Genomic DNA, 16,907 nt, shown 5'->3' with positions numbered 1-16,907 from the left:
CGTGAGGACGGCGAACGACCATGCCGCCGACCGATAGCGTGCACGGGTGGACCCGCGCACCTCGCCCCTGCACGACCGGCACGTCGCGGCCGGCGCCAAGCTGGCCGACTTCGGTGGCTGGTCGATGCCCATCGAGTACACCGGCGGCGGGGTCCTCGCCGAGCACGCGGCCGTCCGCGAGGGGGTCGGTCTGTTCGACGTCTCCCACCTGGGCACCGCCACCGTGCGCGGGCCGGGAGCCGCGGCGTTCGTCGACGCGTGCCTGACCAACGACCTCGGCCGCATCGGGCCGGGGCAGGCCCAGTACACGCTGTGCTGCGTCCCGGACGGCGAGCCGCAGGCCGGCGGCGTGGTCGACGACCTCATCGTCTACCTGCACGCCGAGGACGACGTCCTGCTGGTGCCCAACGCCGCGAACGCCGCCGAGGTGGTCGCCCGGCTGACCGCGGCTGCACCGGCCGGCGTCACGGTCACCGACCGGCACGCCGAGGTCGCCGTCCTGGCGGTCCAGGGCCCCCGCTCGCCGCAGGTGCTCTCCCTGCTCGGGCTGCCCGGGGAGCTCTCCTACATGTCGTTCGTGACCGGGGTCGGCGGCGGGGACGCCGAGGTCACCGTCTGCCGCACCGGGTACACCGGTGAGCACGGCTACGAGCTGCTGGTCGCCGCCGAGCGCGCCGGCGAGCTGTGGGATCAGCTGGTCGAGGTCGGTGGGGACGAGGGGCTGCGGCTGTGCGGGCTCGGCGCCCGCGACACGCTGCGCACCGAGATGGGGTACCCCCTGCACGGCCACGAGCTCTCCCGTGACATCACCCCCAACCAGGCCCGCAGCGGCTGGGCGGTCGGCTGGCGCAAGTCGGCGTTCTGGGGCCGCGAGGCGCTGCTGGCCGAGCGCGAGGCGGGCCCGTCGCGCTCGCTGTGGGGCCTGCGCGCCCCCGGGCGGGGGATCCCGCGGCCGGGGATGGCCGTGCTGGACGCCGCGGGCACGCGGATCGGCGAGGTCACCAGCGGCACCTTCTCGCCGTCCCTGCGGACCGGGATCGCGCTGGCCCTCCTCGACACCGCCGCCGGTGTCGAGGAGGGCGCCGACGTCGCGGTCGACGTCCGCGGCCGGCCGCAGCCGGTGACGGTCGTGCGCCCGCCGTTCGTGGAGTCGCACGTCCGCTAGGCCCTCACCGCTTCGGGTGCGACTCCTTCGTCGGCTCCGGCGGGTCGGGCAGCTCGTCGGCCATCGTGGCGTTGCGCTCGCCCATCGGGACCGGCTCCCCGACGGTGGTGTCCTGCGCCGTCTGGTGCTCGGCCTCGGAGTTGATCTCGGCGCCGAGCAGCACCAGGTAGCAGGTCAGGTACAGCCACAGCATCAGGACGATGACGCCGGCGATGGTCCCGTAGGTCTTGTCGTAGGACCCGAAGTTGCTGACGTAGAAGCTGAACCCGAGGCTGACCAGCGCCCAGATGAGGGTGACGACGAGGGCGCCCAGGCTCACCCAGCGCAGCCGCGGCGCGTCCCGGTCGGGGGCCACCCGGTACAGCACCGCCAGGGACCCGGCGAACACGCCCAGCAGCAGCGCCCACCGCACGACCTGGGCCAGGACCGCGCCGACGACGCCGAGCGGGAGCTCGTCGATGACCGCCGGGACGACGGCGACGAGGGTGAACGTGACCAGCACGAACACGATCGCGCCCAGGGTCAGGCCCAGTGCCAGAGCCTTGCGCTTGACGAAGCTGCGGGTCTCCACCTCGTCGTAGGCGAGGTTGATCGCCGTGATGACGTTGCCCGTGCCGCCGGACGCCGACCACAGGGCACCCAGCACGGAGATGGCGAGGCTGATCGACAGTGCCCCGCCGCTGTTCTGCGTGATCGCGGTGAGCTGTTCGCCGATGAGGTCGGCGGCGCTGTCGGGCAGCTGCGCCGAGAGGTCCTCGACCTGCTGGGCCACGGTCTCCGGGGAGGCGACCAGCCCGTAGATCGAGATGGTGGCGATCAGGGCCGGGAAGATCGCCAGGAAGGCGAAGAACGCCACCCCGCCGGCGATGATCGGCATGTTGTCGGCGTTGTGCTCCGCCCACGCCCGCTTGACGATCTGCTTCCAGCCGCGTGCCGGGATCTGGGTCGGCTTCTCCGCGGAGACCCCGGGGAGCGCCGACGGTCCCGGCGACCCCGGCGGGGGCCGGGACGGGTCCGGCCCCGGCTCACCGCGGGCGGCGCGGTCGGCCGCCGCCTTCGCCGCGGCGCGCCGGGCCGCCTTCTCCTCGACCCGCTCCCGGATGCGGTCGACGGCGCTCTCGCGCGGCCTCGTGCCGGTCATCAGTCGCCGGGCCAGCTTCCGGTCAGCTTGCTGAAGCCGCGCGCGCCGGCCCGGTCGATGGCCGCCTTGGTGGCGGCGAAGATCGCGCCCTGCAGCGCGGCGGCGATCACGACCTCCCGCATCCGGTACTCGCTCTGCAGCGCGCCGGGGGCGTCGTCCTCGTTGGCGGCCAGCTTCCAGACCTGCTTGAAGACGGCGCCGGAGATCATGCCGGCCGCGATGCCGCCGAGGAGGCCGATCGGGCGGTACAGCAGCGCGCTGCCCTTGCTCTTGTTCTTCTTCTCCTTGCCCGCCGTGCTCTTGCTCATCGAGCCCTCCTCCTGGTCTTCGCGGCCTTCCGGCCCGCCTTGCGCGCCACCTTCTCAGCCTCGGCACGGCGGGCGGCCAGCACCTTCTCCGCCCGCTTCGCCTCCCGCCGGACCTCGCGCCGGGCCCGCCGCTGCGGCCGGGTGCGCCGGCGCCAGACGAGCAACCCGATCAGCCCGGCGACGGCAGCGCCGGCGCCGATGACCGCCGGCGGGCTCTCCCGGTAGGTCTCGACCGCGGTGTCCTTGGCGCGGGCGGCGCCCTCCTTGGCCCGCGCCGGGACGTCCAGGCGGGCGCTGAGCTCGTCGACGGTGGCGCCGAGCTGGGCGCGGGTGGCCTCGATCTCGGCCTTGATGGCGTCGGGGTCGGTGGGGTCGGTGGGCTCGGTGCCAGGGGAGGAGCTCATCGGGAGGCCGCCTTCTTGACGGTGGCGATGTCGGCCTTCGTGCTGGCGATCGCCTGGGTGGGGACCGGCGGGGTGCCCTGCTGCACGTCCTTCTTGCCCACCAGGGCGAGGACGCCGGCCGCGGCGAAGAGCACGACGGCGACGATGACCGCGGCCAGCCAGCCGGGGACGGCCTCGGCCAGCCCCATCACGGCGGCGCTGATCAGCACGGCCAGCCCGAAGAAGGCGAGCAGGCCGGCCCCGCCGAACAGTCCCGCCCCGATGCCCAGCCGCTTGGCCTTCTGGGTGACCTCGGCCTGGGCGAGCCGGGCCTCGTCGCGGACGAGCGTGCTGATCTGCTCGGTGAGCCGGCTGATCAGCTCGCCGGTCGAGGCGTCCTCGGGGGCGGGTGTCGCGCGTGAGGCGCCGGTGGGCGAGGGGACGGTCATCGGTCCTCCGGGTCTGGGATGCGGTCGGTGCTGCATGCCCCCGGCGGTTCCGGTCGTAACGCGGCGGTGATCACGGTCGGGTCGCGACGGGCCCCGGCCGCGCTGGCTAGCCTCGCCCCATGTGGACGTGGCGCCTCGAGGGCCCGGCAGGCGAGACGGTGGACCCGGCGGCGGTCGGCGTGACGGTGCCGCCGTCGGAGAACCAGTCCGACGCCGAGTCCTGGCTGGGGGAGCACTGGCGGGACCTCCTGGCCCGCGGCGTCACCGCGGTGACCCTGTTCGACGGGGAGAACCGCGTCTACGGCCCGATGGGCCTGGCGCCCAACTAGCCGCGCATGGTCTTGGCGGGGTCGCGCTCCACGACGTCGCCCAGGACCTCGTCGATGCGGGCGAGGACGTCGTCGTCCAGCCGGACGCCGGCGGCCGCGACGTTCTGCTGCACCTGCTCCGGCCGGCTGGCGCCGATGATCGCCGCGGCGACGTTGCGGTTCTGCAGCACCCAGGCGACGGCGAGCTGCGCCATCGACAGACCGACGTCGTCGGCGACCGCCTGCAGGCCCTGGACCCGGGTGAGGACGTCGTCGCGGAGGAAGCCGCGCATCGAGCCGCCGACCTCGGCGTCGGCACCGCGGCTGCCCTCGGGCGGCTGCTCGCCCGGGCGGTACTTACCGGTCAGCACGCCCTGGGCCAGCGGCGACCAGACGATCTGCGCGAGTCCCTCGCGCTCGGAGGTGGGGACGACCTCGTCCTCGATGACCCGCCACAGCATCGAGTACTGCGGCTGGTTGCTGATCAGCTGGATGCCCAGCTCGCGGGCCAGCGCGGCGCCGGCGGCGATCTCGTCGGCGCGCCACTCCGAGACGCCGATGTAGAGCACCTTCCCCTGGCGGACGAGGTCGGCGAAGGCGGTCATCGTCTCCTCGAGCGGCACCGAGGTGTCGTAGCGGTGGGCCTGGTACAGGTCGAGGTAGTCGGTCTGCAGCCGCCGCAGCGAGGCGTGGCAGCTCTCGGTGATGTGCTTGCGCGACAGTCCGCGGTCGTTGCGGCCGGAACCGGTCGGCCAGTAGACCTTGGTGAAGATCTCCAGCCCCTCCCTGCGCTGGCCGGCCAGGGCGCGGCCCAGCACCGACTCGGCGCGGGTGCCGGCGTACACGTCGGCGGTGTCGAACGTCGTGATGCCGGCGTCGAGGGCGGCCGCCACGCAGGCGTGGGCGGCGTCCTCCTCGACCTGGCCACCGTGGGTGAGCCAGTTGCCGTAGGCGATCTCGCTGATGGTCAGGCCGGACCGGCCCAGGCGTCGGTACTCCACGTCCTCCGACGCTAGCCCGCGACGCCGGGCCCGGCCTGCTCAGACGTCGGCGCCGACCGGGACCTCGGGCTTGGGGAAGCGCCAGCGGCGGACCATCGTGGAGCGGCTGATGCCGTACCAGACGAGGCCCTTCATCTTGTGCTGCCCGTCGGGGAAGCGGGTGCGCACGGCCTTGGAGATGCGGCGGCCGAGCATGGCCGAGTCGCCGATGAGGACGAGGAAGTACGCCATCCACATCAGGATCACGATGCCCTGGAGCTGGGGGACGACGTAGCTGATGAGCAGCAGCCCGGCGAAGGGCAGGAAGAACGACGCGAGGTTGCGGCGGGCGTCGGTGACGTCGCGGACGAGCTTGCGGACCGGGCCCCGGTCGCGCGCCGGCAGGTACGAGTCGTCGCCCATCGCCATGCGCTCGCGGGTGCTCGCCCGGCGGGCGGCCTGCTGCTCCCGCATCCGCTTGTACGCCTCCTTGCGGGTGGTCGGCGGCGGCGGGGGCGGTCCGGGGCGGCGCACCTGCGCCTCGCTGCGCTTGGGCGTCGGCCGGCCCTTGCCGGCCGTCCGGACCAGGTCGGCGGTGAGGTCGGCGGGCGTCGCGGCCATCGAGTCGGTCGTCGACTCGGCGCGGTCACGGCGGCCGGGCAGGCGGAGCTTCACACCATGGAGTCTACGTGGACCCGGCTCCGTCCCCCGTTCCCCGCGCGCGGAGCCGTACAGTGGGAAGAGGAACCGCTGCGGCGGCGTTGGCCCGTTCCGGGACCCGCCGCGACAGGCATCCCTCGGACGCGGGAGGAACACACATGACGGTGCAGGACACCACGGCGACGGGCGTCGTCCTGAGCGAGACGGCGGCCGGCAAGGTCAAGGCGCTGCTCGACCAGGAGGGCCGCGACGACCTGCGGCTGCGGATCGCGGTGCAGCCCGGTGGCTGCTCGGGTCTGCGCTACCAGCTCTTCTTCGACGAGCGCTTCCTCGACGGCGACCAGACGTTCGACTTCGACGGCGTCGAGGTCATCGTCGACCGGATGAGCGGCCCCTACCTCGGCGGCGCGGTCATCGACTTCGTCGACACCATCGAGAAGCAGGGCTTCACGATCGACAACCCCAACGCCACGGGTTCGTGTGCGTGCGGTGACAGCTTCAGCTGAGCGGTCCCGCGGCCCCCGGCCGCGTGCTCGGCAGCAGTGACAGAACGGCCCCGGTCCGCACGGACCGGGGCCGTTCTGCTGCCTACAGCTTGACGGGGTAGACGGTCTCCGGGATATCGGGGCGGATCCGCTCCTCGACGAAGATGCCGTGCCAGACCATGAAGACCAGCACCTCCCACACCTGCCGGGCGATCCGCTTGCTCGGCTCGTCGGCCTGACGCAGCCGGTCGAGCAGCCCGAGGACGTGCGCCCGGTCGAGCCACTCGTCGGTCTGGCTGTCGGTCACGATGCCGCGGGCCCACTCGTGCAGCGGGCCGGCGAGGAAGTCCGCCGTCGGCACCGGGAAGCCGAGCTTGCGCCGGTTCATGATCCGCGGCGGCACGATCTGGGCCATTGCCTGGCGCAGCGCGTACTTGGTGGCGTCCCCGCGCCGGGGGACCCGCTGGTCGACGGGGATGGTGCTGGCCACGGCGAAGACCTCGGTGTCCAGGAACGGGACCCGCAGCTCCAGCGAGTGCGCCATGGTCATCTTGTCGGCCTTGACCAGGATGTCGCCGCGCAGCCAGGTGAAGAGGTCGACGTACTGCATCGCCGTGACCTCGTCGTAGCCCGCCTCGCGGGTCTGCCGGTAGAGGTCCTCGGTGACGGCGACGTGGGACAGGTCCGGGTCGTGGCCCGGGAGCAGGGCGGCGAGTTCGTCGTCGCGCATGTTGCGCGCGTTGCCGTAGTAGCGCTGCTCCAGCGGCATGGACGCCCGTCGCAGCAGGTCCTGCCCCCGGACCCCCTCGGGCAGCAGGTCGGCCAGCCGCGCCATCGCCCGCCGTCCGGGCGCCGGCAGCTTCTTCGCCCAGGACAGGCTGATCGGTTCCCGGTAGATCGTGTAGCCGCCGAAGAGCTCGTCGGCGCCCTCGCCGGAGAGCACCACCTTCACGTGCTTGCGGGCCTCGCGGGCGACGAAGTACAGCGGCACGAGCGCGGGGTCGGCGACCGGGTCGTCGAGGTACCAGACGACGGTGGGGATCGCCTCGGCGAAGTCCTCCGCGGTGATCTCCACCGGCACGTGCCGGACGCCGAGGATCTGCGCGGACTCCGCGGCGATCTCGATCTCGGACTGCGCCTGCCGCTGGAAGCCGACCGTGAAGGTCATCAGGTCCCGGTTGTAGCGGTGGGCCAGGGCGGCGATCGCGGTGGAGTCGATGCCGCTGGAGAGGAACGACCCGACCGTGACGTCGGCGCGCATGTGCTTGGCCACCGACTCGTCGAGGGTCGCCGCGATGCGGTCGTAGAGCTCCTGCTCGCGGCCGGCCGGGACCGGCCTCGGGTTCCACGCCGGGTGGAAGTAGCGGCTGGTGTGCAGCTCGCCGTCGACCACCGTGAAGCTGGTGCCGCTCTCGATCCGGCGGATGCCCCGGTGCAGGGTGGCGGGCTCCGGCACGTACTGCAGGGTCAGGTAGTGCTGCAGGGACGCCGCGTCGACGCCACCGGCGGCCGCGCTGCCGCCCAGCATCTCCAGCACGGCCTTCTTCTCGGAGCTGAAGACCAGGGCCCCGTCGGCCAGGCGGGCGGTGAACAGCGGCTTGATGCCGAAGGGGTCGCGCGCGCCGAACGCCGTCCGCGTCTCGGTGTCCCAGATGACGAACGAGAACATCCCGCGCAGCTTGCGGACGACGTCCTGGCCCCACAGGTGGTAGCCGGCGACGATCGTCTCGGTGTCGCCGTGGGTGGCCAGCTCGGCGCCGGCGGCCTGGAGCTCCTCGCGCAGCTCCAGGTAGTTGTAGATCTCGCCGTTGAACAGGATCCGGTAGCGGTCCCGGGCGTAGGGGAGGGGCTGCGGGGAGCCCTCGAGGTCGATGATCGACAGCCGGTTGAAGCCGAGGACGACGTTGGGGTCCGACCAGACGGCGGTGTCGTCGGGACCCCGGTGGTGCAGGCAGTGGAGTGCCTCGCGGACGTCGTCGACGATCGGCTCGGCGACCCGGTCGGCGTCGGTGGACAGGTAGGCCAGCAGGCCGCACATGCGCGCAGGTCTCCGGTCGGTTCGTGTCCCGGCGGGTGCCGGGACGGTGGTCAGACGCGCTCGCCGGCGCGGGTCCTGCGGGTGGCGATCCGCTCGGCGACGAACGACAGGATCGGGATGGTCCCGGCCAGCAGGACCAGGACGCTGCCCTTGAGGGTCCAGCGGGCGCGGATCGCCAGATCGCAGGCGGTGAGGAAGAAGATGGCGTACAGCCAACCGTGCGCGGTGCCGATGAGCGCGACCGGTTCGTCGGGACCGCCGAGGTACTTCACCGGGACGGCGACCAGCACCAGCGCGATCAGCAGGACGCCGACCACCCAGGCCATCACCCGGTAGCGGAGCAGCGCGGCCGGGACGTCCTGGCCGACCCGGCGCGCGAGGGCGCGCGGCAGCCCGGACGGCGCCGCGGTGGGCTCAGCGGCCACCGGAGCCCCGCTGACCGAGCGCCTTCTCGTTGAGCTCGGCGAGGTAGGCGTTGTAGGCGGCGAGCTCGGGGTCGCCGGTCGTGTCGATGCGCGGCCGCTGGTACAGCACCAGGGCGTTGCCCGGCTCGTCCTCGTCGGGGTCGCGCCGCAGCTCCTCGCGCACCATGCGCACGTAGAACCACAGGCCCATGAACCCGTAGAGGGGCCACTGCAGCGCATAGCTCCAGTTGACCGCGCCGCCGCCGTCCTCGGCCTTGGACAGCTGCCAGTAACCGAGGAAGAAGGTGGCCACGAACAGCACCGCCACGAGCAGGTGGAGGGCCACCCACTTCGGGGTCAGCAGCCGGGAGAACACCCCCCGACTCTAACCGGCGGGGGCCGGGAGCCGGGGTCGGTCGTGAGGGCAGTCACGGCGGCGCGGGCGAGCGCCCGTGTCCGTGGCGGCCCGGTTGGTCACGAGGCGGCGACGGCCCCGCGGGTCGCATCTCTCCGGTGACCGGCCGCCGAGCGGGGTCGGCTAGTCTCGCCGCAGACTGTGGTCGGTGCGCGACCGTCCGCCGGGAACGGCGGGGGCGGCACCGGGGATGACCGTCCGGGCTCCCGGACGGCGGACGAGGAGGCAACGAGCAGTGGCTCGAGGCAACAGGCTCGCGCGGGTCGCCGCGCTCGGTCTCCTGGGGGTTCCGGCCCTCTCGGGGTGCACCCCCGACAACGAGTTCTGGCGCTGGGGTTGGCCCTCGGGCATCACCGAGGAGTCCCAGTCCATGAAGGAGCTGTGGATCTGGTCGGTCATCGCCGCCCTGATCGTCGGCATCCTGGTGTGGGCCCTCATCGGCTGGTCGATCGTCCGCCACCGGAAGAAGGGTGACGAGCTGCCGCGGCAGACGGCGTACAACCTGCCGCTGGAGATCGTCTACTCGATCATCCCGTTCCTCATCATCGCCGGCCTGTTCTTCTTCACCGTCAAGGTGCAGAACGAGGTCCAGGAGCGCGGTGACGACCCGGACGTGAACATCACCGTCCAGGCGTTCAAGTGGAACTGGGAGTTCCTCTACGCCGACACCGCCGAGGACGAGGCCGAGCAGGTCAGCACCGTCGGCAACAGCGAGGAGATCCCGATCCTGGTCCTCCCGACCGACCGGACGGTGCAGTTCTACGTCCGCTCGGCCGACGTCATCCACTCGTTCTGGGTGCCGGAGTTCCTCTTCAAGCTCGACGTGATCCCGGGCAACGAGAACGGCCGGGACAACGTGTTCGAGGTGACGATCGACGAGGGGCAGGAAGGCGCCTACGTCGGCCGCTGCGCCGAGCTGTGCGGCACCTACCACGCGTACATGAACTTCGAGGTCCGCGTGGTCAGCGGTGAGGACTACGACCGCTACCTGCAGCTCCGGGAGTCCGGCGCGAGCACCTTCGAGGCCCTCGAGGAGGTGGACCCGGAGCTCGGTGGCTCGTCGGTGGCCACCCAGCCGTGGGACCTGGGTGAGGACGCGCAGCAGGTCGATGGCTGACCGCAGCACCCCGAACACGTTCCACGCCACGACGCAGCCGGGAGCACGCTCGTGAAGGTCGAAGCAGCAATCTTCAACATCGTCTCGGCCCTCCTGGTCGTCTTCGCGATCGTCTACGGGGTCTGGGCGAAGGAGCCGATCGGCACCACCGCCCTGGCCCTCTCGGCCGGCCTGACGATCCTCATCGGCGGGTTCTTCTGGTTCATCTCCCGGCGCATCGACGCCCGGCCGGAGGACCGCAAGGACGCCGACATCGCCGACGGGGCCGGGGAGCTGGGCTTCTTCAGCCCGGCCAGCTACTGGCCCATCACCGTCGCCCTGTCGATCGGTCTGACGGCTCTGGGCCTGGCCTTCTTCTACCCGTGGCTGATCATCATGGGCGGCGCGGCGATCCTCATCGCCGTCGGCGGTCTGCTCTTCGAGTACTACGTCGGGCAGAACGCGCACAGCTGACGCGTACCGCCCACCGAGAGGGCCCCTCCCGCACCCGCGGGCGGGGCCCTCTCGCCGTTCCGGCCTGCTTGCCGGGCCCGGCCGGGGCCATCGGCGAGGCGTCGTACCGGCCGTGGCCCGCTTCGCCGGCCCGGACCGGCCCCCGGGGTACACCGCCTGCTCCGTGGCGCGTGCCGGCGGTGGCGGGGTCGCAATCCCTGCTCGACCGCCGGAGGGCCGCAGGAGCCCTCTCGGAGAGAGGGGGACAGGGGGAGAGCCGGGTCGGCCGGAGGCCATCGGCGAGGCGTCGTACCGCCGTGGCCCGTTGCGCCGGCCCGGACGGGTCCCCGGGTACAACGGCCCCGTCCGTGGCGCGCTCCACGAGAGCAGCTGCCACCCGGCCTGACCGCGGGAACGGCCGGAGGAACCGGCCTGTCCGACCCACTGGCGGACCGCTGAGCGTCCGCGGGAGCCCTCGCCGAGCGGCAGGCGACGGTCTCGCTGGTGGAGCCCCTGCCGCCAGGTCACCGGCAGGCAGAGCGAGGGCCGGTCGGCGGCCCTGAGCGGGCCGGACGCCGCTGCGAGAGGGGAAGGTGCTCCTGGGGGTCAGGGAACGCGAGAGGGCCCGGTGGACGACGTCCACCGGGCCCTCTCGATCAGCCGGAGCTGCTGTCAGTCGCGCGGCTCCTGCGGCTTCCCGCCCTCGGAAGGACGGCCACCCTCGGAGGGGCGCCCACCCTCGGACGGACGCCCGGAGGTGGTCAGCTCGCGGGACTCGGCGTTGGCGAGACCGTGCTCCTCGCGGCGCTGCTCGAGCTCGACGGCGGCCGGCGACTCGATCGGCGTGAAGAAGCCCCGGATCGCGCGGCGGGCGCCGCCGATCTGGTTCATCCGCTTCGGCACGGGGGCACCGCCGTAGGCGAGCTGACCGTGGCCGTGCTCGTCCACCGGGCCGAGGGGCTGGTGGACCTCGATGAACTCACCGTGCGGCAGACGCCGGATCACGCCGGTCTCGATGCCGTGCTCCAGGACCTCGCGGTCGTGCTTTTGCAGACCGAGGCAGATCCGGTAGGTGAGCACGTACACGATCGGCGGGAGGATGATCATCCCGATCCGCCCCGCCCACGTCATGGCGTTGAGGCTGATCATGAACTTGTCCGCGATCACGTCGTTGCCACCGGACAGCAGCAGCACGATGTAGAAGGTCAGCGCCATGGCACCCAGCGAGGTGCGGACGGGGACGTCGCGCGGCCGCTGCAGCAGGTGGTGCGACGCAGTGTCGCCGGTGAGCTTGCGCTCGATCATCGGGTACAGCGCCAGGAGCGTGAAGATGATCCCCGGCAGCACCACCGTGGGCCAGAACAGCGCCGGGATCTGGTAGTTCCCCGGCAGGTTGATGTCCCAGGCGGGGAAGAGCCGGGTCGAGCCGTCCAGGAACATGATGTACCAGTCGGGCTGCGACGCCGCCGACACCTGCGCCGGGTTGTACGGACCCCACAGCCAGATCGGGTTGATCTGCACGAGGCCGGCCAGCGCGGCGATGACACCGAACACGATGAAGAACAGACCGCCCGCCTTGCCGGCGAAGGTCGGGAAGAGGCGGTTGCCGACGACGTTGTGCTCGGTCCGGCCCGGGCCGGGGAACTGGGTGTGCTTCTGCTTGACCAGGATCAGCAGGTGCAGCGCGATCAGGCCCAGCAGGATGGCCGGGATCAGCAGCACGTGGGCGATGTAGAGCCGGCCGAGGATGAGCTCGCCGACGTAGTCACCGCCGAAGACGGCCCAGTGCACCCAGGTGCCGACCACCGGGATCGCCAGGATGATCGCCGACATGATCCGCAGGCCGGTGCCGGACAGCAGGTCGTCGGGCAGCGAGTAGCCGGAGAAGCCCTCGAGGAGGGCCAGGACCAGCAGGCCCACACCGATCAGCCAGTTCGTCTCCCGCGGCCGCCGGAAGGCGCCGGTGAAGAAGATGCGGAGCAGGTGGACGACGATCGCGGCGACGAACAGCAGCGCGGCCCAGTGGTGGACCTGCCGCATGAACAGGCCACCGCGGACGTCGAACGAGAGGTCCAGCGCGGAGTCGTACGCGGCGGACATCTGGACACCGCGGAGAGCGTCGTAACTGCCCTCGTAGGTGACCTCGCGCAGCGACGGGTCGAAGAAGAACGTCAGGTAGGTCCCCGACAGCAGCAGGACGATGAACGCGTACATCGCGATCTCGCCGAGCAGGAAGGACCAGTGGTCGGGGAAGACCTTGTTCAGCGTGCGGCGGAGGGGGCCGGCGACGATCAGACGGTCGTCCACCTCCAGCGCCATCTTGCCGGCACGGGTGGTCGGAGCTCCCGGGGCAGTGGCGGTACGAGCCATCAGATGCGCTCCCGGTTCCAGTAGGTGGGGCCCACGGCCTCAGGGTAGTCGCTCAGGGCGACGAAGTAGCCCTCCTCGTCGACCCCCAGCGGGAGCTGCGGCAGCGACCGGGTGGCGGGCCCGAAGACCGGCTTGGCGCCCTGCGTGATGTCGAACTGCGACTGGTGGCAGGGGCACAGGATGCGGCTGGTCTCCTGCTCGTAGAGCGAGACCGGGCAGCCGGCGTGCGTGCAGATCTTCGAGTAGGCGACGTAGTCGCCGTAGCCGAAGTCCTCCTGGCCCTCGCGCGGCCGGTTCACGGCCAGCTGCTCGGGACGCAGGCGGAAGAGCATCGTCGCGGCGTCGGTCTCGTGGTTCGCGCCGGGGCGCGACGGGAAGACCGTCTCGAGCGATCCGGGGACGGCGTCACCGGGACGGATCGGCGTGCCGTCGTCCCGGACCAGGCGGACGAGGCGCTGACGGCCGTTCTCCTGGTAGGGCGCCCACGAGGTCCGGTCCAGCGAGTTGCCCGCGCTCGGGTTCTTGATCAGACCGCCGAGCGGCATCAGCAGCATCAGACCCAGGCCGCCGCCCATGAAGGCCAGCGAGCGGGTGATGAGCTTGCGCCGGGCCAGGCCGCTGTTGTGCAGGCCGCCGACGAGCGTGGCGCCGGTGGTCACCCGGTCGAAGTGCGAGCCGTCGTGCTTGTCCTGCACGGCGGTCTCGTGGGGGAGCAGCTTCTTCGTGTACAGCACCATGCCGACGCCGACCAGGATCAGCGCGAGGCCCATCAGTCCGCCCAGGAGCGGCGTGAACAGCGTGCTCCAGGTGTCGCCCTCGATGGTCCACTCCCAGTCGGGGAGGAACCAGCCCGAGCCGACGTACACGACGACGAAGGCGAAGGCGGCCAGACCGGCCAGGGCGAAGACGGCGCCGACCTGACGGACGTAGCGGCGCTCGAGCGCCGAGCCCGGCTCGGGGCCCGGGTCGACGTGCAGGATCTGCACGCCGTCGTAGCGGGCACCCAGCTGGTCCAGGTCCTCGCGGCTCATCGCCGCGAGCTGCTCCGGGGTGTAGTCGTCGTCCGGGCCGCCGTGCAGCGGTCCGGGGGTGTCCGCTCCTCCGGCCGAGCCGGGGCGGGTGTCGTGCGTGGTCACGCCTTGGTCCCCATCCAGAAGATCCCGAACATCAGAGCGCTGATCCCGACGACCCAGATCACGACACCCTCGCCGACCGGACCGATGCGGCCGATGCCGGCGCCGCCCGGGTCGGGCATCTCCTTGATGGTCTGGATGTAGTTGATGATCGAGCGCTTCTCCTCCGGCGTGAGCTGGTTGTCACCGAAGACCGGCATGTTCTCCGGTCCGCTCAGCATCGCGGTGTAGATCTCGAGGTCGTCGGCGTCGTGCAGGTCGGGCGCGTACTTGCCCGACGAGAGGGCGCCGCCCTCGCCGACGAAGTTGTGGCAGGAGGCGCAGTTCAGCCGGAACAGCTCGCCACCCAGGGCCAGGTCGCCCTCGCGCAGGTCGCCACCGGGGACGGCCGGGCCGCCACCGTTGGCCTGCACGTAGGTCACCAGCTGGTCGATCTCCTCCTCGCTGAAGACGACCGGCTTGTCCGGGCCCTGCTCGGCCTGGCGGACCAGCGGCATGCGGCCGGTGTGCACCTGGAAGTACACGGCCGCACCGCCGACGCCGATCAGCGAGGGCCCGCGGGTCTCGACGCCCTCGAGGTTCTCGCCGTGGCAGGTGATGCAGCTGTTCTCGTAGATCTCCCGGCCGGCCTCGTAGGCCTCGCCGCCGGCGGCCTCGGCCTCCTCGGCCTGGGCCGGCGCGATCGTGGAGTAGAGGGCGCCGGTCAGGACCAGCGCGGCCATGAGGCCGGCGACGTTGGCCACCCGGCGACGGGCCTTGGACAGCCGACGCGAGCGGGCCGCGGCGGCCGGGGTGCCCTGGGCCGGCCGGAGCCGGCGGAGGCGTGCGCGCTGCGGCCCGTCGTCGGGCCGGGCGTCGGACTGCGGGTTCGTGGTGGACACCGGTTCCCTAGCGGATCAGGTAGATCGTGGCGAAGAGCCCGATCCACACGACGTCGACGAAGTGCCAGTAGTAGGAGACCACGATCGCCGAGGTCGCCTGTGCCGGCGTGAAACGGCCCATCGTGGAGCGGATGAGCAGGTAGACGAAGGCGATCAGGCCTCCGATGACGTGCAGACCGTGGAACCCGGTCGTCAGGTAGAAGACCGACCCGTAGGTGCTGGAGGAGATGGTGGTGCCGTGCTCCTCGACCAGGGTGACGTACTCGAAGGCCTGGCCGAGCACGAAGATCAGGCCCATCACGAAGGTGATGGTGAACCAGCGGCGCAAGCCGTAGACGTTCCCCTGCTCAGCGGCGAAGACGCCGAGCTGGCAGGTGATCGACGACGCGACCAGGATCGTCGTGAAGACCAGGGCGTACGGCAGGTTCAGCTCGGTCGGCTCCGGAGGCCAGCCGTCCTGTGCCCGCGCTCGCGCGGTGAAGTACATGGCGAACAGGCCGGCGAAGAACATCAGCTCGCTGGAGAGCCAGACGATCGTGCCGACACTGACCATGTTCGGACGGGTCAGGGAGTGCACCCGGGACGTGTCGAAGGTGCCGCTCGCGACGGGAGCCGTTGTCACGGGGCCCATCATGGCATCGCCCGGCGACAGCGACGACCGTGGGTCACCGGGCGTGGCGGCGTCCGTGACCGGGTCGAGATGCGTCGGAGCCGGTCCGCGCCGTCCGCCGCGGGCACTAGGCTCGCGGACGTGAGTTCGACCTCAGCCGGCGGCGCCGCCGCGGCCACCGTCCTGGTCTACAGCTCCCGTCCCGAGGTCCGGCAGGCGGTCCGCACGGTCGTGGGCCGCCAGCCCGCCGCCGACGTCGGTCCGATCACCTGGATCGAGTGCGACACGGGCCAGGACGTCGTCGACACCGTGGACGCGGGCGGCATCGACCTCTGCGTGCTGGACGGCGAGGCGCAGCCCACCGGCGGCCTGGCGCTCGCCCGCCAGCTCACCGTGGAGGTCGCCGACCGCCCGGCGCTGTGCGTGCTCATCGCCCGGCAGCCCGACCGCTGGCTCGCGCACTGGTCGCAGGCCGACGCCACGCTGCCGATGCCGCTCGACCCGCTGACCGCCCCGCACGTCGTCGCCGACGTGCTGCGGTCTCGGGTGGGCGTGCCGACCGTCCGCCGCTGAGCGTCGTGGGCACACCCACCTGGTCCGGCCTGCTCACCCGGCTCCTGGCCCGCGAGGACCTGCCGGCCGACGACGCGGCCTGGGCCATGCGCGAGATCATGGCCGGCGAGGCCACCCCCGCCCAGATCGCGGCCTTCGCGGTCGCCCTGCGCGCCAAGGGCGAGTCGGCGGCCGAGGTCGCCGGGCTCTCCGCCACGATGCTCGACCGCGCCACCCCCGTCGAGCTCTCGGTGGACTGCGTGGACGTCGTGGGGACCGGCGGCGACGGCGCGCACACCGTCAACATCTCCTCGATGGCCTCCGTCGTGGCGGCGGCCGCGGGAGCCCCGGTCGCCAAGCACGGCAACCGTGCGGCCTCGTCGTCGTCCGGGTCGGCCGACGTGTTGGAGGCCCTCGGCGTCGTCATCGACCTACCGGCCCCGGCGGTCGCCCGCTGCGTGGCGGAGGCCGGGATCGGCTTCTTCTTCGCCCCGGTGTTCCACCCGGGGTTCCGGTTCACCGGCGCACCGCGCCGCGAGATGGGCATCGGCACCGTCTTCAACTTCCTCGGCCCGCTGGCCAACCCCGCGCGGCCGGTGGCCGCGGCGATCGGCTGCGCCGACCCCCGGATGGCGCCGGTGCTGGCCGCGGTCCTGGCCGGACGCGGCACCCGCGCGCTGGTCTTCCGCGGCGACGACGGTCTCGACGAGCTGACGACGGCGACGACGTCGGCGGTGTGGGTGGTCGCCGGCGGAGAGGTGCGGCCGGCCCGGGTGGACCCGGCGGCGCTGGGGATCGCCCCCGCGCCGCTCGACGCGCTGCGGGGCGGCGACCCGGCGTTCAACGCCGACGTCTTCCGCCGGGTCGTCGGTGGCGAGGAGGGGCCGGTCCGCGACGCGGTGCTGCTGAACGCGGCGGCAGCACTGGCCGCCTTCGACGGCCCCGACGGCGACCTGGACGCGGCGCTGGCGTCGGCCCTGGCCCGTGCTGCGGCGGCGGTCGACGACGGACGCGCCGCGGCGCTGCTCGACCGGTGGGTGACCGTCAGCCGCGAGGTGGCACCGCCGCGCTGACCG

Annotated in this window: 20 protein-coding genes; 7 read left to right on the top strand and 13 right to left on the bottom strand. The window is 72.3% G+C overall.

Annotation, left to right across the window (positions count from 1 at the left end):
• Positions 1 to 46 precede the first annotated feature (46 nt).
• A complete protein-coding gene (gene gcvT, locus DQ240_RS06695; RefSeq protein WP_113838815.1) occupies positions 47 to 1,165 on the top strand; it encodes a glycine cleavage system aminomethyltransferase GcvT in 1,119 nt (372 codons plus the stop codon).
• 4 nt (positions 1,166 to 1,169) lie between these two features.
• Here the strand turns inward: gcvT and DQ240_RS06690 are convergent, their stop codons facing one another.
• Genes DQ240_RS06690 through DQ240_RS06675 form a run of 4 tightly spaced genes read right to left on the bottom strand, consistent with a single transcriptional unit; the run spans position 1,170 to position 3,446 of the window.
• On the bottom strand, positions 1,170 to 2,306 hold the full coding sequence (locus DQ240_RS06690) for a YihY/virulence factor BrkB family protein (protein WP_113838814.1): 1,137 nt from the start codon (positions 2,304 to 2,306) through the stop codon (positions 1,170 to 1,172).
• On the bottom strand, positions 2,306 to 2,614 hold the full coding sequence (locus DQ240_RS06685; protein ID WP_113838813.1) for a DUF4235 domain-containing protein: 309 nt from the start codon (positions 2,612 to 2,614) through the stop codon (positions 2,306 to 2,308). Before DQ240_RS06685 ends, DQ240_RS06690 begins: the two co-directional genes overlap by 1 nt.
• Positions 2,611 to 3,018, bottom strand: coding sequence for a DUF3618 domain-containing protein (locus DQ240_RS06680; RefSeq protein ID WP_113838812.1), 408 nt, complete (start codon positions 3,016 to 3,018; stop codon positions 2,611 to 2,613). Before DQ240_RS06680 ends, DQ240_RS06685 begins: the two co-directional genes overlap by 4 nt.
• Positions 3,015 to 3,446, bottom strand: a complete 432-nt coding sequence (locus tag DQ240_RS06675) for a phage holin family protein (RefSeq protein ID WP_113838811.1) — start codon at positions 3,444 to 3,446, stop codon at positions 3,015 to 3,017. Before DQ240_RS06675 ends, DQ240_RS06680 begins: the two co-directional genes overlap by 4 nt.
• Positions 3,447 to 3,565: 119 nt before the next feature.
• On the opposite strand from DQ240_RS06675, the gene DQ240_RS06670 reads away from it, so the two are divergent.
• On the top strand, positions 3,566 to 3,775 hold the full coding sequence (locus DQ240_RS06670) for a hypothetical protein (protein WP_113838810.1): 210 nt from the start codon (positions 3,566 to 3,568) through the stop codon (positions 3,773 to 3,775).
• Here DQ240_RS06670 and DQ240_RS06665 read toward each other — a convergent pair.
• Positions 3,772 to 4,755 (bottom strand): aldo/keto reductase family protein, encoded by a 984-nt coding sequence (locus tag DQ240_RS06665; protein ID WP_113838809.1) that lies wholly within the window; start codon positions 4,753 to 4,755, stop codon positions 3,772 to 3,774. The two genes, DQ240_RS06670 and DQ240_RS06665, sit on opposite strands and share 4 nt — an antisense overlap.
• 39 nt (positions 4,756 to 4,794) lie before the next feature.
• Complete coding sequence (locus tag DQ240_RS06660; RefSeq protein ID WP_113838808.1) at positions 4,795 to 5,409, bottom strand: DUF3043 domain-containing protein; 615 nt, start codon at positions 5,407 to 5,409, stop codon at positions 4,795 to 4,797.
• Positions 5,410 to 5,552: 143 nt separating this feature from the next.
• On the opposite strand from DQ240_RS06660, the gene DQ240_RS06655 reads away from it, so the two are divergent.
• Positions 5,553 to 5,900 (top strand): iron-sulfur cluster assembly accessory protein, encoded by a 348-nt coding sequence (locus DQ240_RS06655; RefSeq protein WP_113838807.1) that lies wholly within the window; start codon positions 5,553 to 5,555, stop codon positions 5,898 to 5,900.
• 82 nt (positions 5,901 to 5,982) lie between these two features.
• Here DQ240_RS06655 and asnB read toward each other — a convergent pair whose 3' ends face one another.
• The 3 genes from asnB to DQ240_RS06640 are packed head-to-tail and all read right to left on the bottom strand — an operon-like array spanning position 5,983 to position 8,697.
• The gene (asnB, locus tag DQ240_RS06650; protein WP_113838806.1) at positions 5,983 to 7,917 is read right to left on the bottom strand and encodes an asparagine synthase (glutamine-hydrolyzing); all 1,935 of its coding nucleotides are present in this window, start codon (positions 7,915 to 7,917) and stop codon (positions 5,983 to 5,985) included.
• 50 nt (positions 7,918 to 7,967) lie between these two features.
• The gene (locus tag DQ240_RS06645) at positions 7,968 to 8,342 is read right to left on the bottom strand and encodes a DUF3817 domain-containing protein (RefSeq protein ID WP_113838805.1); all 375 of its coding nucleotides are present in this window, start codon (positions 8,340 to 8,342) and stop codon (positions 7,968 to 7,970) included.
• Positions 8,332 to 8,697 carry a metalloprotease gene (locus DQ240_RS06640; RefSeq protein WP_113838804.1) on the bottom strand — a complete coding sequence of 122 codons (366 nt, stop codon included), beginning with the start codon at positions 8,695 to 8,697 and terminating at the stop codon, positions 8,332 to 8,334. Before DQ240_RS06640 ends, DQ240_RS06645 begins: the two co-directional genes overlap by 11 nt.
• Positions 8,698 to 9,106: 409 nt before the next feature.
• On the opposite strand from DQ240_RS06640, the gene coxB reads away from it, so the two are divergent.
• Together coxB and DQ240_RS06630 are read left to right on the top strand one after the other, a co-directional pair.
• On the top strand, positions 9,107 to 9,853 hold the full coding sequence (gene coxB, locus DQ240_RS06635) for a cytochrome c oxidase subunit II (RefSeq protein WP_233498550.1): 747 nt from the start codon (positions 9,107 to 9,109) through the stop codon (positions 9,851 to 9,853).
• 51 nt (positions 9,854 to 9,904) lie between these two features.
• Positions 9,905 to 10,306, top strand: a complete 402-nt coding sequence (locus tag DQ240_RS06630; protein WP_113838802.1) for a cytochrome c oxidase subunit 4 — start codon at positions 9,905 to 9,907, stop codon at positions 10,304 to 10,306.
• Between the two features lie 651 nt (positions 10,307 to 10,957).
• Here DQ240_RS06630 and DQ240_RS06625 read toward each other — a convergent pair.
• Genes DQ240_RS06625 through DQ240_RS06610 form a run of 4 tightly spaced genes read right to left on the bottom strand, consistent with a single transcriptional unit; the run spans position 10,958 to position 15,300 of the window.
• The gene (locus DQ240_RS06625) at positions 10,958 to 12,655 is read right to left on the bottom strand and encodes a cytochrome bc complex cytochrome b subunit (RefSeq protein WP_113838801.1); all 1,698 of its coding nucleotides are present in this window, start codon (positions 12,653 to 12,655) and stop codon (positions 10,958 to 10,960) included.
• Positions 12,655 to 13,791 carry a ubiquinol-cytochrome c reductase iron-sulfur subunit gene (locus DQ240_RS06620; RefSeq protein ID WP_199589121.1) on the bottom strand — a complete coding sequence of 379 codons (1,137 nt, stop codon included), beginning with the start codon at positions 13,789 to 13,791 and terminating at the stop codon, positions 12,655 to 12,657. Before DQ240_RS06620 ends, DQ240_RS06625 begins: the two co-directional genes overlap by 1 nt.
• Entirely contained in the window at positions 13,788 to 14,669 is an 882-nt protein-coding gene (locus tag DQ240_RS24390) for a cytochrome c (protein WP_304548906.1), read from the bottom strand. Before DQ240_RS24390 ends, DQ240_RS06620 begins: the two co-directional genes overlap by 4 nt.
• A 7-nt stretch (positions 14,670 to 14,676) precedes the next feature.
• Positions 14,677 to 15,300 (bottom strand): heme-copper oxidase subunit III, encoded by a 624-nt coding sequence (locus tag DQ240_RS06610; RefSeq protein WP_369831999.1) that lies wholly within the window; start codon positions 15,298 to 15,300, stop codon positions 14,677 to 14,679.
• A gap of 120 nt (positions 15,301 to 15,420) precedes the next feature.
• On the opposite strand from DQ240_RS06610, the gene DQ240_RS06605 reads away from it, so the two are divergent.
• Positions 15,421 to 15,852, top strand: coding sequence for a hypothetical protein (locus DQ240_RS06605; RefSeq protein ID WP_113838799.1), 432 nt, complete (start codon positions 15,421 to 15,423; stop codon positions 15,850 to 15,852).
• A gap of 5 nt (positions 15,853 to 15,857) precedes the next feature.
• Positions 15,858 to 16,904 (top strand): anthranilate phosphoribosyltransferase, encoded by a 1,047-nt coding sequence (gene trpD, locus DQ240_RS06600; protein ID WP_113838798.1) that lies wholly within the window; start codon positions 15,858 to 15,860, stop codon positions 16,902 to 16,904.
• The last annotated feature ends 3 nt before the right edge of the window (positions 16,905 to 16,907 follow it).

This window comes from Blastococcus sp. TF02A-26 (assembly GCF_003319125.1).
Taxonomy (GTDB): Bacteria; Actinomycetota; Actinomycetes; order Mycobacteriales; family Geodermatophilaceae; genus Trujillonella.
The sequence above is the reverse complement of the archived record's forward strand: the minus strand, read 5'-3'. Positions and strand labels throughout refer to the sequence as shown.